The organism is Bifidobacterium samirii (assembly GCF_003952945.1).
GTDB classification, from domain to species: Bacteria; Actinomycetota; Actinomycetes; order Actinomycetales; family Bifidobacteriaceae; genus Bifidobacterium; species Bifidobacterium samirii.
On record NZ_QXGK01000001.1, the window covers coordinates 61,889 to 77,339 of the forward strand.

Here is a 15,451-nt window from a genome sequence, read left to right on the forward strand (position 1 = left end):
GGACTCCACCCCCCGTCATACGACACCGAGGACGATCATGACGGCAATGCGACGACCATCATCCGGACGCGGCGGCGACGGCCTGCCGCGGATGCCCCACGGGCGCGACCGCGCACGGCCGCCGCACCACCGGCGTCTGCGCACCGCACTGGCTGCGGCGATGGCCGGCCTGCTGGTCGGCGCGCTCGTCGGCTGCACCTCCCCCGCGGCCGACAGCGGCGACGATCATGTGGACACCGTCGACTTCCCCACGATCACGTTCAATGAAACGGCGGTGACGGAACGCGAGTACACGCAGGCGATGCGCACGCAGCGCACCGCCGCGGTCAGCCATTTCAGCCGCACGTACGGCGTCACGCTCGGCACCGATCCGGAGCAGTGGACCGCCGACCATGACGGCGGCAACGCGTGCGAGTGGCTCGCCCACCGGGTCATCGACGCGCTGCTCGACCGGCATGCCGCCTACCGGATCGCCGCACGCGCCGGACTCGTCGACGACGACTCGTACGAGGGCGTCGAGGCGCGCATGAAAGCCGCCAACGAGGCGAACGCGCGCACGAAGCGCGACGGCGACATCGTGTACGGGCGTTCGTCGTACGACATCGGCTCGTGGCTCGACTACGAGGCCACTGCCCTGCGCAACGCGTACACGGCCGACGAATCCAACCCCGGCATGGCGCTGGGCGACGACGAGGTGCAGGCGTACTACGACGCGCACGACTGGACCGTCGACGGCGTGGACGGCAAGGCGCCGCTCGACAAGGTGCGCGGCAACGTCAAGGCGCAGATGCGCGCCGAACGCTACACGGCGATCGTCGCCGACGAGGCCGCAGCGATCGACGCGGATGTGCCGTGGGACGAGCTGGTCGGGTACACGCTCGACCGGATCTGACGTCGGTGGCGACGGCAAAGTAAGCGGCGTCGCTGGCGACACGCCCGGATTGCGTATGCAGAACGGCAGGTAGGCCCTCACAACGGGCGTTTCAGGAACCTATATGCCGTTCTGCATACGCAATCCGGGCGTGTCGCCAGTAACGCCGCTCAGGCGGCGAACCGCGTACGCCTTATGATGTGACGATGGAGGAACGGCCCCACGTCCGTTCCGCGGACGACGGGAGACGCATGACGGACGACGGGCGACACGACGGGCGACACGACGGGCGAGGCGACGAATCGCAGGACGATTGCCGGGACGCGTACGACGCACAGGGCGACGTCTCGCCGCGCGACGCGCTGGCGACGAGGCTGATGGTCGCGTTCCGCCGCGCCGACCGCGCGATCCAACGGCACGAGGGGGACGTCGTGCACGCGCACGGGCTCACGCCGGCGCAGTTCGGGGCGCTCGACGCGCTGCGCCGCCGCGGGCCGCTGAGCGTCGGCGGCATCATCGAGGAGACGCTGGCCACGTCGGGCAACATGACCGTGGTCATCCGCAACATGGAGCGGGACGGCTACATACGCCGGGAGACCGATCCGGAGGACCGGCGCAGCACCGTGATCTCGCTGACCGACGATGGCCGGCGGATCATCGACGAAACGATGGCCGAGCATCGGCGGCATCTGGGCGACCTGTTCGCCGTCTTCTCCGCCGACGAGCAGCGCGAGCTAATCCGGCTGCTGGAACGGTGCGAACTGCTGCGCTGACGGGACGATGCGGCCGGCACATTCGCCCGGAGCGAATTCCACCGGCTTCCCGCATCCATTTATCACTAACTAGTGATAAATTGGCCGCCGTTACGGACGGCATCCCATCCGGACCACCCGGATCACCCAGACCGACCAGAGCGACACGACAAGGAGCGACCATGACCAAGCACGTCACCTTCATCATCGGTTCCCTGCGCAAGGGATCCTTCAACGCCCAGTTCGCGACGATCGCCGCCGAGGCGCTCGCCCACCGCGGCATCGACGTCGACTACCTCGACTTCGCCGACGTCCCCGTCTTCAACCAGGACACCGAGCAGCCGACGCCGACCGCCGCCGACCGCGTGCGCACGCAGGTCGCCGAAGCCGACGCCCTGTGGGTCTTCTCCCCCGAATACAACTTCAGCTATCCGGGCGGCCTGAAGAACCTGCTCGACTGGCTGTCGCGCCCGATCAAGCCGTTCGACTTCGGCGGCCCGACCCCGCTGAGCGGCAAGACCGTCGCCATCGCCTCCGTGGCCGGCAAGTCCGCCGGCGCCGGCGTGCGCGCCAAGCTCGCCGAGCTGTTCCGTTCGCCGTTCACCAACAACACGCTGATCGGCGGCGAAGGCACCGGCGCCTCCCTGACCCCGGACGCGTTCGCCACCGGCACGGCCTCCTTCGACGAGGAGACCCGCGCCAAGCTCGTCGCCCAGGCCGAGGAGCTCGCCGCGGCGATCGCCGACTGACAGTCCCGACCTCCGACGGATATGGTTGTGGCCCGCATGCCGTAGCATGCGGGCCACAACCATATCCGGGACCGTCCTGCGGAACGTCGTCCGCCGGCCGGATCAGGCGGCGGACTGCTTCGCCGCGTGCGCCTTCTTGGCGGCGGCGATCATGAGCTTGATGCGGTTGAGCTGGTTCGCCTCGCTCGCGCCCGGATCGTAGTCGATGGAGACGATGTTCGCCTCCGGGTGCAGGCGGCGGATCTTGCCGAACATGCCACGGCCGGTCACATGGTTGGGCAGGCAGGCGAACGGCTGTGCGCAGATCACGTTCGGGCAGCCCTGTTCGATGAGCTCCAGGATCTCCGCGGTGAGCAGCCAGCCCTCGCCGGCCTGCACGCCGATCGACGTGACCTCGGCGGCCTTCTTCACGAGTTCGGGCATCGGCTCGTCCTGCTGGAACTTGCCGTTCGCGGAGGCGATGGCGGCGCGGATCGGCGCATTGTAGCGGTCCAGAGCCCAGCGCATGAGCGCGTAGCCGAGCTTGTTGCCGCCCTTGCCGAGGTAGTGCTCGTTCCAGTCGTCCGTGTACGGGCGGGTCGTCATGAACTCCATGATGCCCGGCACCACCGCCTCGCAGTCCTGCGATTCGATGACGTCGACCACATGGTTGTTCGCGTCCGGCTGGTATTTGACGAGGATCTCGCCGACCACGCCGACGCGCACCTTGCGCGGCACGTCCTTGAGGGGCAGCGCGTCGAACGAGCGCACGATCTCCTTGGCGAGCGTTGCGTACGGCAGCCAGCCCTTGCGCAGCCACGGGGTCTTCGCCGCGGTCTTCGACCAGCCGTGGTGTTCGAGCGTCTCGCGCACGATCGTGTCCCACTGCTCGTACAGGCGGTTCGCCGCGCCCGGCTCCGCCTCGTACGGGCGCACGCGGTACAGGCACTTCATGAGCAGGTCGCCCAGCACGAGCGCCTTGACGGCGCGGTGCAGCAGCTGCGGCGTGGCCTTGAAGCCCGGATTGTCCTCCAGGCCCTGCGTGGAGATCGCGATGATCGGGATCTGCGGGTAGCCGGCGTCGATGAGCGCCTTGCGGATCAGGCCGAAGTAGTTGGTCGCACGGCACATGCCGCCGGTCTGCGTGATCGCCAGGCACACCTTGTCCGGGTCGTAGCGGCCGTCGAGGATCGCGTCGATGAGCTGGCCGATGACCATGATCGCCGGATAGCACGCGTCGTTGTTCACGTACTTGAGGCCCGTCTCGACGTCCTCGCGGCTCGCATGCTTGAGGATGTCGAACTTGTATCCGCCGGAGCGGATCACCGATTCGACGAGCGAGAAGTGGATCGGGCTCATCTGCGGGGCCACGATCGTGTAGTCCTTGCGCATGTCCTTGACGAACTTCTCGCGGTGCGCGTAGCGGGTCATCGTCGCGTTGTTGTGGCCCGACTTGGCGGAAGCGCCCGGCTTGCCGGACGCGTCGGCCTTGCCGGCGGCGGACGCGGCGGCCTCGACGTCGCGTCGCAGCGCCTTGCGGGACGCCTCGCGCACCGACTCGGTCAGCTTCGGATTGGCGGCCATCGTCGTGTCGAGCAGCACCTGACGGCCCGGCGTCGGCGCCTTGGATCCGGTGCGGCGGAATCCGGAGGACGACGGCGCGGTGGCCGTGGACGCGACAGCGGCATCGTCGGCGGCCGTCGCGGACGACGCCTCGCCGGACGCGGCGGCGTGGGCGGCCTCGGCCGCGTCCACGGCGGCCTGCGCGGCGGCCAGCTTCGCCTTCGCGTCGGCCAGTTCGGCCTCGGCGCGACGCAGCGCCTCATCGTCGGCGACGTCGCGCTTGGCCGGCGCGGCGGCGACGGACGCGCGGTTGCGCTCGCGCTCCTCGACGGCGGCCTTGAGCGAACGCAGACGGATCTTCGCCGCGCCCAGGTTCGACACCTCGTCGATCTTGAGCAGCGTGTACACGTCGGCCTTGTCGGCGAGCACCTCGGCCACCTGGTCGGTGGTGATCGCGTCGAGGCCGCAGCCGAACGAGTTGAGCTGCACGAGCTCCAGACCCGGGTAGGACGCGACGAAGTTCGCCGCTGCGTACAGGCGCGAATGGTAGGCCCACTGGTTGGTCACGCGCAGCGGCATGCGCGACGTGACCTTGCGGTCGTCCACGTGGCGGAAGCCGTTCGCGTTCCTGGCGCGCGGATCCTCCTCGCCCTCGGCGAGGAACTCGGTCAGGTCGAGCCTGGCGCCCGGCTCCAGCTCGCACACGGAATCCTCGGAGAGCACGACCATGCCCAGCGAGCAGATCGTCTCGGGGATGCCGTGGTTGATCTCCGGGTCGATGTGGTACGGGCGGCCGGCGAGCACGATGCCGCGACAGTCGTGCTCCTTCATGTACGCGAGCGCCTTGAGGCCCTCCTGCTGCACGTCGTGCTTGAAGACCTTGTCCTCGGCGTAGGCGGCGGCGACGGCCTTCTCGGCCTCCTCGCGCGTCACGCCCGCCCAGGCGAACTCCTCGACGATGCGGTCGACCATGAGCGCGTGGTCGGCGAGGTTGAAGTAGGGGTGCATGTAGCGCACGCCCTCGTCGCGCAGTTCGGGCATGTTGGCGCCGACGACGAGCGGATAGTTGGCCACGACGGGGCAGTTGTAGTGGTTGTCGGTGTCGGGCACGAGGTTGTCCTCGTAGCTGACGCACGGGTAGAAGATCGTGCGGACGCCCTTGCCGAGGAGCCATTTGATGTGGCCGTGCACGAGTTTGGCCGGGTAGCAGATGTTCTCGGAGGCGATCGATTCGATGCCGGTCTCGAACAGTTCATGCGAGCTGCGGCCGGAGATCATGACCTTGAAGCCGAGCGAGGTGAGCAGCGTGAACCAGAACGGGTAGTTCTCGTACATGTTCAGGCCGCGCGGGATGCCGATCTCGCCGCGGGTGGCGGCCTTGTCGGTGAGGCGGCGGTAGGCGAAGCAGCGCTTGTACTTGTAGTCGTACAGGTTGGGGCGGTCGCTGCGCTTGCGCTTGGCGTCGCCGCCGCGCTCGCAGCGGTTGCCGGTCACGTAGCGCGAGCCGTCGGCGAACGTGGTGATGGTGAGCTTGCAGTGGTTCTGGCACAGCTTGCACACGTCGCGTTCCGACGTCATCGACATGTTGTCGAGCGCCTCGCCGGTCAGGATCGCGGATGCGGTGTGACGCACGCCGTCGACGACGACGGTCGGCTGCGCGGCGGCCGCGGCCGCGGCGGCATCGTCGGCGGCGTCGGCGTTGCCGTCGGCGGACGCGACGGCCGGCGCGGTGCGGCGGAATCCGTCGGCGTCGGCGATGTCCTCGTAGTGCATGCGGGCGGTGAGGGCCGCGCCGAACGCGCCCATCAGGCCGGCGATGTTCGGACGGGTCACCTCGCGTTCGGTGAGCAGCTCGAACGCGCGCAGCACGGCGTCGTTGAGGAACGTGCCGCCCTGCACGACGACCGTGTCGCCCAGTTCGCCCGAATCGCGCAGCTTGATGACCTTGTACAGCGCGTTGCGCACGACCGAATAGCACAGGCCGGCGGCGATGTCCTCCATCGAGGCGCCTTCCTTCTGCGCCTGCTTGACGGACGAGTTCATGAACACGGTGCATCGCGAGCCGAGGTCGACCGGGTGCGTGGAGTTGAGCGCCGCCTGGGTGAACTCCTCGATCGTCAGGCCCATCGAATGGGCGAAGGTCTGCAGGAACGAGCCGCAGCCCGACGAGCACGCCTCGTTGACGGCAATCGAGTCGATGACGCCGTCGCTGATCGCCAGGTACTTCATGTCCTGGCCGCCGATGTCGATGACGGCGGTGACGCCCGGGCTGGCCATTTCGGCGCCGCGGTAGTGAGCCATCGTCTCGACGACGCCCTCGTCCAGGTGCAGGCCGGTGGCGATGAGGCCCTCGCCGTAGCCGGTGGCGCACGAGCGGGCGATCCACGCGCCTTCGGGCAGTTCGGACTGGATGCGGCGCACGATCTCGATGGCGGCCGTCAGCGGGCTGCCCTCGTTGGTCGCGTAGCTCGACCACACGATCTCGCGGTCGTCGTTGACGAGCGTCGCCTTGATGGTGGTGGAGCCGGCGTCGATGCCCAGGAAGTGCGGGCCGTGCGCGCCCTCCAGCGTGCCCACGTGCACGTGCTCGCGGTGATGGCGGGCCATGAACGACTCGCGGTCCTCTTCGGTGGCGAACAGCGGCGGCATGAGCGGCGTGTTGGCGGGCAGGCTGCGCAGCTCCTCGAGTCCGGCGAGGATGTCGTCGCAGGTGCGCGGGTCGAAATGCTCGCCGTCCACGTCGATGCCGTCCGGTTCGCCGGCGATGAGCGCCGAACCGTACGCCACGTACAGGTGGGCGTCGCCGGGCACGACGAACTCGTCGACCTTGCCGTCGAGCGCGCGCTGGAACGCGGCGCGCAGCTCCGACATGAAGAACAGGGGGCCGCCCAGGAACACGACGGTGCCGTGGATCGGGCGTCCGGACGCCAGGCCGGCGATGGTCTGGGTCGCCACGGCGGTGAAGATCGACGCCGCCAGGTCGGGCTTGGCCGCGCCGTCGTTGATGAGCGGCTGCAGGTCGGTCTTGGCGAACACGCCGCACCGCGACGCGATCGGGTAGAGCGTGCGGTACTCCTTCGCCATGTCGTTGAGGCCGGACGCGTCGGTGTCGAGCAGCGTGGCCATCTGGTCGATGAACGCGCCGGTGCCGCCCGCGCACGAGCCGTTCATGCGCTGTTCGGGCGTGGGCTTGAGATACGTGATCTTGGCGTCCTCGCCGCCCAGTTCGATGATCACGTCCGCCTGCGGATACTCCTGGTCGATCGCGCGCGTCTCGGCGATGACCTCCTGGACGAACGGCACATGCAGGCCGTCGGCGAGCGCCAGGCCGCCGGAGCCGGTGATGGCGAGGCGGATCGGTTCGTCGGCGCGGCCGAGTTCGGCCAGTCGGGCGCGGATGTCGACGAGCAGGCCGGCGACGGTGGCGCGCACGTTGGCGTGATGGCGGCGGTAGTCGGCGAACAGGACGTCGCCCAGGGAGTCGGACCGGTCGAGCACCACGGCCTTGACCGTGGTGGAGCCGATGTCCAGTCCCACGCGCAACGGCTTCGTATCGCGGTTCTGCGCCGCGGTATTCGCTTCCTTCACCATGCAAACCTCTTCAACTGATTTCCGGGGCATGGTCGTTCCACGCCATGCTTCGCCCGGCCACTCAAACCCACCATATTAGTCGGACGCCCCGCCCAAGGCGCGGGCCGGGCTTCTCCCAGCGCGTGATATACGTCATATCACGCGTTTCCGTCGGTATTTCGTCACGGAAGTTCCGAAACGGCATGAATGCGGGTCACCGATTTGATGGCAGGGTGATGCGGACGATCCAGGTGTCGTCCTCGATGCCGGTCTCCATCGTGCCGCCGAGGCCGGCGATGAGTCGCCGGTGCAGCGACAGGCCGCGCCCCGATACCACCGACTCCCGTTCCGGCGGACGTATGGCGTTCATCTCCATCACGCGGATCTCGTCGGCGCCGATGCGCACGGTCATCACGTAGTCCGCCGGTGGCGCGCAATGACGCCGGATGTTGGCGAACAGTTCGCCGATGACGTTCGCCAGCTCGCGCCGGACGTCCGCGGCCGGCGGCGTCGGCTCGCCGTCCATGATGACGTCGCATTCGCCGCGGAAGCCCAGGACCTCCAGTTTCCGTTCCTCCTCGCCGACCATGGTCCGCAGTCCATCGATCCATGATGGCCCCGGATTCTCCGTTGGCGGGATGTCGGGACGCGGCCGGATGGCATCGCCCGGCTCCTCTGCCGCATCGGCGGCATCAGTATCCGGATGGCGTGATGCCGCGCCGCGCAGCACGTCGATCATGTCGTGCGACTGGTCCAGGGCGTGCTGGGCGCGGTCCCGAACGCCCGTCAGCATGGTCTCCATCTGCGGATCCGAACGGTCGAGCAGCATCGTCTCCGTCATCGTGATGATGCAGGAGAGGTCGTTGGTCACGGTGTCGTGGAGACGGCTCGCCAGTTCCAGATGACCCGCGACCGTTTCCGACCGCAATCGGGCCTCGATCGCACGCTCCCGTTCGCTGGCGGCACGGCGCCGCTGCCGGACGGAGAAACCGGCCAATGCCGCCAGCAACTGGAACAGCACCGCTCCGGTCAAGGCCGGCGTCCCTTGCAGCCACAGGGTTTCGATGACGGCGATGCCGGCGAGTCCTGCGGCTGCCGGCATGGGCGTGAAGGCGAACGCGACGCCGACCGCAAGCAGCATGCAGCACGACAGGGCCGGAAATCCCGCCGCCGGCACCGCCATGGCGATCATTCCCGCCGTCACACAGACCGGTGCCGCGCATGCCGGTTTCAGAGGCATCAGACAGCACAGCAGCGTGAACGCCACGAACACGATAACCTGCGGCACGGTCGCCTCCAGCCGGAGCGAGAACAGCGCGAGGTCGGCGAGCGCCGCGGCGGCCGTAAGCGACGGCAGCCACAGGGAACGGGGTCCGGAGTGCCGTCCCATCGCACTACCGCCGACCGTCGTTTGATTTGAGCCAGAGCGCCACCAGATGCGTCCGGTTTCTGGCGCCCAGTTTGGTCATTGCGCGCTGCAGATAGGTGTTGACCGTGGTCACGCCCATGCCCATCCGTTCGGCGATCTGCGCCGACGTGTCGCCCTGCGCGCAGCGTTCGACGACGGCGGTCTCCTGGTTCGACAGCGCGCCGACGCCGTCGAATCCGTCGCGCGCGATGCGCCGGAACGCATCGCCGGGCGGGTCGAACCGGACGCCCGGATACGTGGTCGGCATGCCGTGGCCGGCGATGGCGGTCAGCGCCGCGGCGATGTCCGACACCCGGTTCTTACCGACGATGCCCTGACCGCCGGCCCGGGCGACGTCCGCCGCGTAGTCGCCGACCGGGAACGAAGTCACGGCGAGCATCGCGGTGCGCGCGTTGCGGCTGCGGATGCGGCGCATCACCTCGACGCCGCCGATATCGCCCAGCGACATGTCGACCACGATGATGTCCGGGCATGCGCCGGCGTGCGCGTCGGAGCAGCGCAGCACGCCGTCGCGTCCGCTTTCGACCGCCCAGATGATGTCGAACGCCGATGGCAGCGCCTTGTTCAGGTAGCCGACCATCGCCTGCAGGGCGAACCGGTCGTTGTCGATGACGCCTACGGTGACCGTGCGTTCCGTCATGTCCCTCCCCTCGCCGCCGTTGACTTGCTTCAGTATAGGAGCGCGAACGTCTCCCGAACCGCATTCCTGTCCTGCATTCCGAGGACACGATGCGGCGTTTCGGGAGGATTCGAGGACGCCGACCGCCGTCCCCACATCCCGGCCGCATATCGTACGAACCATATCGTCCGCAACATCGAAAGGGGTTCGCCATGAGGAGGATGCTGGGAGTGCTGATCGGCGTGCTGGTCGCCGTGGCGCTGGTCATCGTCGCGACGGCCGCGTGGGGCATGATCGCGACGCAGTCCACGACCGTCGATCAGGAGGTGCGGTCGTCGGCGTCACTTTCGTAATGGTGAAGCGGCGCAGACCGGTTCAGGAGGCCTGCTGGCCTTCGCCGGCGGCGCGGTCCTTGAGGTAGGTTTCGGGGATGAAGCGCTCCTGGTCGTGCAGTTTGGCCCAGATGACCGGCTCCCCCGCCGCCAGGGAGCGCGGCACGTCGAGGATGCGCTGGTTCCTCGAGCCGCGGAACTGCAGGAGCGAGTCGTGCAGTTCCTGGATGTAGCGGCCGTCGACGAGGATGTCGATCAGGGTGAGCAGTTCGCTCTTGTCGGGCGTCTCGCCGTCGCGCATCAGCTCCTCCCACGTGTAGCCGGTCCAGCACCAGATGTCCTTGTCGTGGCCGAATTCGGCGCGGATGCGTCGGGCGAGCGGGATGAGCACGCCCGTGTTGAGCATCGGCTCGCCGCCGAGGAACGTCAGGCCCTGCACCCAGGGGGCGCGCAGGTCGTCGATGATGCGGTCCTCGAGCTGCTGCGTGTATTCGCGGCCGGCCTTGAAGTCCCAGATCGACGAGTTGAAGCAGCCTTCGCAGTGGAACGGGCAGCCCGACACGTACAGGGAGTTGCGCACGCCTTCGCCGTCGGTGACGAGGAACGTCTTGTAGTCGGCGATCATGCGCTTGGACATGCGCGCCGCGTCCCATTGCCCGGCGCGTGGGTTGTTCGCCTGACGGGTGGGGATCCACGGTCCGCGCCCGGTCTCGTCGGATGCGAAGTCGCGCAGGGTCATCGTCGCCATATCGGCCTCCTTACCTCATCGTTCGCAGAGAACGTCAATCGGGGCGGATCGTCCCGCCCCCGCTCGGGAATCGGCGCGCGCATGCGCCGACGAGCGACGGAAGCCCGGGATGCGTCGTCCGACCGTAGGCTCGGCCGAGCGGCCTTGAGCGTGTCGGATGACGTATCCCGGGCTTCCGTCGCGGACATCCACCTGTCGTCGCTTCACTACGCCGGATTCAGCGGACCGCGATCCACGGTCCCGGCGAAACGGCGACGGCGGGAGCGGAGGCTACTTGGCCTCCTCGAACCATTCGCGGGTCTGGCCGTCGTCGAGCGTGACGCGGCCGGTGGAGCCGCTCATGTGCTTGACGCGGTGCGAGATCTCCTCGTGGCGGCCGTGGACCATCGGACGCTGGACCGGGTTGCCCAGGTAGCCGCAGGTGCGCTTGGTCACGTTGCACTTGTCCGGGTCGGTGTTGCCGCATTCGGGGCACTTGAAGCCCTTGTCGGTGGGGTCGAAGTCGCCCTGGAAGCCGCACACGAAGCAGTGGTCGATCGGGGTGTTGGTGCCCAGGTAGCCGATGCCGATGTTGTACGCGTAGTCCCACACCGCCTCGAGCGCCTTGGGGTTGTCCTGCAGGCACGGGTACTCGCAGTAGTTGATGAAGCCGCCGGACGCGTAGTACGGGAAGTCCTTCTCGTAGTCGAGCTTCTCCATCGGGGTGGGCTGGAGCCACACCGGGTAGTGGAAGGAGTTGGTGTAGAAGTCGTGGTCGGTCACGCCCTCGACCTCGCCGAACTTCTCGCGGTCCATGCGGTTGAAGCGGTCGGTGAGGGATTCGGCCGGGGTGGAGTACACCGAGTAGTGGTAGCCTTCGGCCTTGCTCCACTCGTGGCACAGCTCGCTCATGCGGCGCACGATCGACAGCGCGAACTCCTTGCCTTCCGGATCCCACGCGTGGTCGCGGATCCAGTTCTTGCCGTAGAACACGGCGGTCGCCTCCGCGAGGCCGATGTAGCCCAGCGAGATGGTGGCGCGCTCGTTGCGGAACAGCTGGTCGACGTTGTCGTTGGCGCCGAGGCGGCCGAACGCGCCGAAGCGGAACAGGGTGGGCGCGTTGACGGGCGTGGCCTGCTTGCAGCGCATGATGCGGAACTGCAGCGCCTGGTGGGCGATCTCCATGCGCTCGTCGAACAGCTTCCAGAAGCGGTCCTTGTCGCCGTAGGATTCGAGGGCGATGCGCGGCACGTTGACGGACACGACGCCCAGGTTCATGCGGCCGTCCTCCTCGTCCTGGCCGGTGGCCGGGTTGATCCAGCTCTGCAGGAAGGAGCGGCAGCCCATCGGCGCCTTGAAGGAGCCGGTGATCTTGACGATGTTCTCGTAGAACACGACGTCCGGGTACATGCGCTTGGTGGCGGATTCGAGCGCCAGCTGCTTGAGGTCGTAGTTCGGGTCCTCCGGGTCGGCGTTCACGCCGTGCTTGACGGTGAACACGAGCTTCGGGAAGATCGCGGTGTGGTGGTCCTTGCCGAGGCCGCGGATGCGGTTGAGGAGGATGGCGCGCTGGATCTCGCGGGCGAACCAGTCGGTGCCCAGACCGAAGCCGATGGTCACGAACGGGGTCTGGCCGTTGGAGACGCGGTTGGAGTTGATCTGGTACTCCATGGTCTGCATCGCGTCGTAGATGGCCTTGCGGGTGCGGATCTTGGCGAGGATCTCGCGCTCCTGCTCGAGCTCGTCGACGTCGTCGTGGAACGGGGTGTCCATCGGCAGCGGCTCGCGCGAGCCGAAGTGCAGCTTGGCGGGCTCGTGCTCCTTGGCGTTCTCGACCTGGCGGCGGGCGAATTCGACCGGCATGCCGTCGGGGATGGTCTCGCGGGCCTCCTCGAGGAACTTCTCGTAGTCCTTGCGCGCGTAGCGGGCCAGGTGCTCGTCGGCGCGGTTGGCGGTCTGGCCGCCGTACTGGCTGGAGGCCACGTCCTTCATGATCTGGGTGATCTGGGTGGCGGCGATGGCGATGGACTTCGGGGAGGCCATCGGCGCGTTGCCGAGCGTGAAGCCGTTGGCGAGCATGTCCCAGAAGTTGGGCAGCGAGCAGTTGGACTGGGCGGTGAACGGCGAGTAGTCGGCGTCGTGGAAGTGGATGTCGCCCTTCATGTGCGCGTTGGAGACGGCCGGGGGCAGCATCGTGAACGCGGCGGCCTTGCTGACCGCGCCGGCCAGCAGGTCGCGCTGGGTGGCGTAGACGTTGGCGTCCTTGTTGGCGTTCTCGTGGATGAGGGTCGGGTCCTGGTTGATGAAGCGGGACACGGCCTCGTTGACGTCGGTGGCCTTGGCGCGCTGGATGTCCTTGTCGAGACGGTAGTTGGTGTAGGCGCGGGCCACGTCGTACAGGTGGGCGTCGATGAGCGCATGCTCGACGAGGTTCTGGATGTCCTCGATCTTGGCGGGGCCGTTGTAGCGTTCCTTGATCTCGCCCTCGACCTGGTCGGCGAAGCCGCGGATCAGCTTCTCCTCCTCGGGACCGACCTGCTTCTTGAGGTCGCCGAAGGCGGCCTTGACCGCTTCGATGATGTTGATCGGATCGAAATCGACCACGCGGCCGTCACGCTTCTCGACGAGCACCGTGCCGGCGGGGCGGGCGGTCGTCGTGGCGGTCGTCATCTGAACTTCCATTCGAGGTCCTTCCAAAGTCGTATCTGAAGCGCATACGCCGGGGCGCATGCGGGGCGCGGTCCCGGGAATCATCCCACGCGTGCGGGGAGCGGTCGGGAGCGCTTGCAGACGCGCGGATCCGGGAATCCACGCGGCGGTTAGGCGGGCCGGAGCTTGTCCGGCCTCATAGACTGTACCACTACATCTAGTGACGCCACACGGGCGCAATTCCTAGATATAGCGGTTTTGCGCGGAATGGCGCCAAAACAAGGCACTGTGAGAAACACAACATCGCGCCCCGCCCGCGTGTCGCCCCGAGCACCGGTGCGGCGGGTGTAATCGGGGTCCGCGACGCAGGTCCGGCCCGCCATTGTTGTCCCTTACATGGACGAATCTGGACGCATGACTTGGGACACGAACAACGCGCCGGCACGCCGGCCGCTCGACCAGCTGCCGCGCCTCGCCAGCGAGACCACGGCGCAGAACCCGTGGCCGGTGTCGGTGCTCAGCCAGAAGTTCCACATCGCCGTCGAGAAATGGCCGGCGGCGTGGATCTGCGGGCAGATCACCGAGATCAACACCCGGCGCGCCGGCTCCGCCTATCTGACCGTCCGCGACGATTTCGAGGACATCGCGATCTCCGTATCCGGATGGCGCGAGTTCGCCGCCAAGGCCGCGCAGTTCCGCCAGGGCGACCGGGTCGTCATCCACGGCCGCGCCGACATCTGGGTCAAGCAGACGCGGCTGAGCTTCATCGGCGACGACATCCGCAAGATCGGCTCCGGCGGCGGACTCAAGGAGCAGATCGACGAGCTGCGCCGCAAGCTCAAGGGCGAGGGCCTGTTCGACGCCGACCGCAAGACGCCGCTGCCCGAATTCCCCTCGTGCATCGGCCTAGTGTGCGCCCCGCAGGCGCGCGCCGAGGGCGACGTGGTCACGAACGTGAACCTGCGCTGGCCGACCGTGCGCTTCAAGATCGTGCACGCGCACGTGCAGGGCCCGCAGTGCCCGCCCGACATCGTCGCCGCGATCCGACGCCTCGACGCCGACCCGGACGTCGACGTGATCATCGTCGCGCGCGGCGGCGGCGCGTTCGAGGACCTGATCGGCTTCTCCGACGAGTCGGTCGTGCGCGCCGCGGCCGCGTGCGCCACGCCGCTCGTCTCCGCGATCGGCCACGAGGACGACTGGACGCTCATCGACCTGGCGGCCGACCTGCGCGCGTCGACGCCCACCGACGCGGCCAAGCGCGTCGTGCCCGACGTGCGCGAGCAGATGCAGATCGTCGAGCAGACGATCCGACGCGCCCGCATGCGCGTCGAGGCGCGCGTCGAGAACGAGCGCCGTCTCGTCGACGGCTACGCGAACCGGCCGAGCCTGACGCGGCCGCAGACGATGCTCGACCCGCATCAGCGGCTCGTCGACGACGCCCGCCGGCGCATGGACATCGGATTGCGACGCATCGTCGACGACGCGTCGCTGACCGTCGAGAAGCTGCACGCGAGCCTGACCGCGCTCAGCCCGCAGTCGACGCTCGACCGCGGCTATGCGGTCGTGCAGACCGCCGACGGCCACGTCCTGACCGACGCCGACGCCGTCGCCTCCGGCGACCGGCTCAGGCTGACCCTGCGCCACGGCACGCTCGACGCCACCGCCGACTGACGGACGGCAGCCCACCGCGTCCACGACCGACGACGGACCGGCGGCGGGCCCCGGCAAAGCCGGCACCGCAGCGACCACAACGACCACAACGCCAAACCAGCACGACCATTAGAAGGAACCATCATGACCGACACCGAAACCACCGCCACGACCGACGAGACCACCGAGACCACCGCGCCCGCGCCCGTCTCCACGCTGAGCGACAAGGAGCGCGAGGCGATCGCGCGCATGCCCTACGAGGAGGCGCGCGACAAGCTCATCCAGGCCGTGCAGGCGCTCGAAGCCGGCGGCCTCAACCTCGACCAGTCGATGCGCCAGTGGGAGATCGGCGAGGCGCTCGCCCGCCGCGCCCAGTCGCTGCTCGCCGACGTGCGCGCCCGTCTCGACGCCGCCCAGGCCGAGCAGGCCGCCAACGCCGGCACCGCCGGCACCCAGTCGAACCTCGGCTGAGCGTTCGACGCGACGCCCCCGCGGCAATCCGTGACGATCCCGCAGATGCAAGGAAGGCCCCGACCGAACCGCTTCGGTCGGGGCCTT

General features: G+C 68.2%; 10 protein-coding genes and 2 pseudogenes. 6 read left to right on the top strand and 6 right to left on the bottom strand.

Translation table 11 applies throughout. The features are described 5' to 3' along the window. Nucleotides 1-37: 37 nt before the first annotated feature. The 3 genes from lnbY to D2E24_RS00225 all read left to right on the top strand — a co-directional run bounded on the left by lnbY (nt 38) and on the right by D2E24_RS00225 (nt 2,372). Entirely contained in the window at nt 38-892 is an 855-nt protein-coding gene (gene lnbY / locus D2E24_RS00215) for a lacto-N-biosidase chaperone LnbY (protein ID WP_125967322.1), read from the top strand. A 230-nt stretch (nt 893-1,122) separates the two neighbouring features. Next, nucleotides 1,123-1,644 carry a MarR family winged helix-turn-helix transcriptional regulator gene (locus D2E24_RS00220; protein WP_164520933.1) on the top strand — a complete coding sequence of 174 codons (522 nt, stop codon included), beginning with the start codon at nt 1,123-1,125 and terminating at the stop codon, nt 1,642-1,644. Nucleotides 1,645-1,805: 161 nt separating this feature from the next. Next, nucleotides 1,806-2,372: an NADPH-dependent FMN reductase gene (locus tag D2E24_RS00225; RefSeq protein WP_125967324.1), complete on the top strand. Its 567-nt coding sequence runs from the start codon at nt 1,806-1,808 to the stop codon at nt 2,370-2,372. Between the two features lie 102 nt (nt 2,373-2,474). Here D2E24_RS00225 and D2E24_RS10745 read toward each other — a convergent pair. The 4 genes and pseudogenes from D2E24_RS10745 to D2E24_RS00240 all read right to left on the bottom strand — a co-directional run. Further along, a pseudogene (locus tag D2E24_RS10745) lies at nt 2,475-3,806 on the bottom strand (activase); the annotation flags it as partial. A gap of 126 nt (nt 3,807-3,932) precedes the next feature. Further along, nucleotides 3,933-7,505: pseudogene (locus tag D2E24_RS00230) on the bottom strand (acyl-CoA dehydratase activase-related protein); the annotation flags it as partial. 193 nt (nt 7,506-7,698) lie between these two features. Further along, entirely contained in the window at nt 7,699-8,874 is a 1,176-nt protein-coding gene (locus tag D2E24_RS00235) for a histidine kinase (protein ID WP_125967326.1), read from the bottom strand. Between the two features lie 4 nt (nt 8,875-8,878). Beyond that, nucleotides 8,879-9,553, bottom strand: a complete 675-nt coding sequence (locus tag D2E24_RS00240; protein WP_164520934.1) for a response regulator transcription factor — start codon at nt 9,551-9,553, stop codon at nt 8,879-8,881. 191 nt (nt 9,554-9,744) lie between these two features. Here D2E24_RS00240 and D2E24_RS10225 point away from each other — a divergent pair, with 191 nt between their 5' ends. Then, complete coding sequence (locus tag D2E24_RS10225) at nt 9,745-9,885, top strand: hypothetical protein (RefSeq protein WP_164520935.1); 141 nt, start codon at nt 9,745-9,747, stop codon at nt 9,883-9,885. A gap of 22 nt (nt 9,886-9,907) precedes the next feature. Here the strand turns inward: D2E24_RS10225 and nrdG are convergent, their stop codons facing one another. Beyond that, nucleotides 9,908-10,612 carry an anaerobic ribonucleoside-triphosphate reductase activating protein gene (gene nrdG / locus D2E24_RS00245; protein WP_125967328.1) on the bottom strand — a complete coding sequence of 235 codons (705 nt, stop codon included), beginning with the start codon at nt 10,610-10,612 and terminating at the stop codon, nt 9,908-9,910. Between the two features lie 270 nt (nt 10,613-10,882). Then, nucleotides 10,883-13,273: an anaerobic ribonucleoside-triphosphate reductase gene (nrdD, locus tag D2E24_RS00250; protein ID WP_125967329.1), complete on the bottom strand. Its 2,391-nt coding sequence runs from the start codon at nt 13,271-13,273 to the stop codon at nt 10,883-10,885. A gap of 381 nt (nt 13,274-13,654) precedes the next feature. Here nrdD and xseA point away from each other — a divergent pair, with 381 nt between their 5' ends. Beyond that, nucleotides 13,655-14,914 carry an exodeoxyribonuclease VII large subunit gene (xseA, locus tag D2E24_RS00255; RefSeq protein WP_164520936.1) on the top strand — a complete coding sequence of 420 codons (1,260 nt, stop codon included), beginning with the start codon at nt 13,655-13,657 and terminating at the stop codon, nt 14,912-14,914. 123 nt (nt 14,915-15,037) lie between these two features. After that, complete coding sequence (locus tag D2E24_RS00260) at nt 15,038-15,364, top strand: exodeoxyribonuclease VII small subunit (RefSeq protein WP_125967331.1); 327 nt, start codon at nt 15,038-15,040, stop codon at nt 15,362-15,364. Nucleotides 15,365-15,451: the final 87 nt, after the last annotated feature.

What these genes read in the sequence shown, in the direction of transcription:
- D2E24_RS00260 (WP_125967331.1), top strand. Translation starts at nt 15,038, where the DNA reads ATGACCGACACCGAAACCACCGCCACGACCGACGAGACCACCGAGACC.
- nrdG (WP_125967328.1), bottom strand. Translation starts at nt 10,612, where the DNA reads ATGGCGACGATGACCCTGCGCGACTTCGCATCCGACGAGACCGGGCGC.
- D2E24_RS00235 (WP_125967326.1), bottom strand. Translation starts at nt 8,874, where the DNA reads ATGGGACGGCACTCCGGACCCCGTTCCCTGTGGCTGCCGTCGCTTACG.
- D2E24_RS10225 (WP_164520935.1), top strand. Translation starts at nt 9,745, where the DNA reads ATGAGGAGGATGCTGGGAGTGCTGATCGGCGTGCTGGTCGCCGTGGCG.
- lnbY (WP_125967322.1), top strand. Translation starts at nt 38, where the DNA reads ATGACGGCAATGCGACGACCATCATCCGGACGCGGCGGCGACGGCCTG.
- D2E24_RS00240 (WP_164520934.1), bottom strand. Translation starts at nt 9,553, where the DNA reads ATGACGGAACGCACGGTCACCGTAGGCGTCATCGACAACGACCGGTTC.
- nrdD (WP_125967329.1), bottom strand. Translation starts at nt 13,273, where the DNA reads ATGGAAGTTCAGATGACGACCGCCACGACGACCGCCCGCCCCGCCGGC.
- D2E24_RS00225 (WP_125967324.1), top strand. Translation starts at nt 1,806, where the DNA reads ATGACCAAGCACGTCACCTTCATCATCGGTTCCCTGCGCAAGGGATCC.
- D2E24_RS00220 (WP_164520933.1), top strand. Translation starts at nt 1,123, where the DNA reads ATGACGGACGACGGGCGACACGACGGGCGACACGACGGGCGAGGCGAC.
- xseA (WP_164520936.1), top strand. Translation starts at nt 13,655, where the DNA reads ATGACTTGGGACACGAACAACGCGCCGGCACGCCGGCCGCTCGACCAG.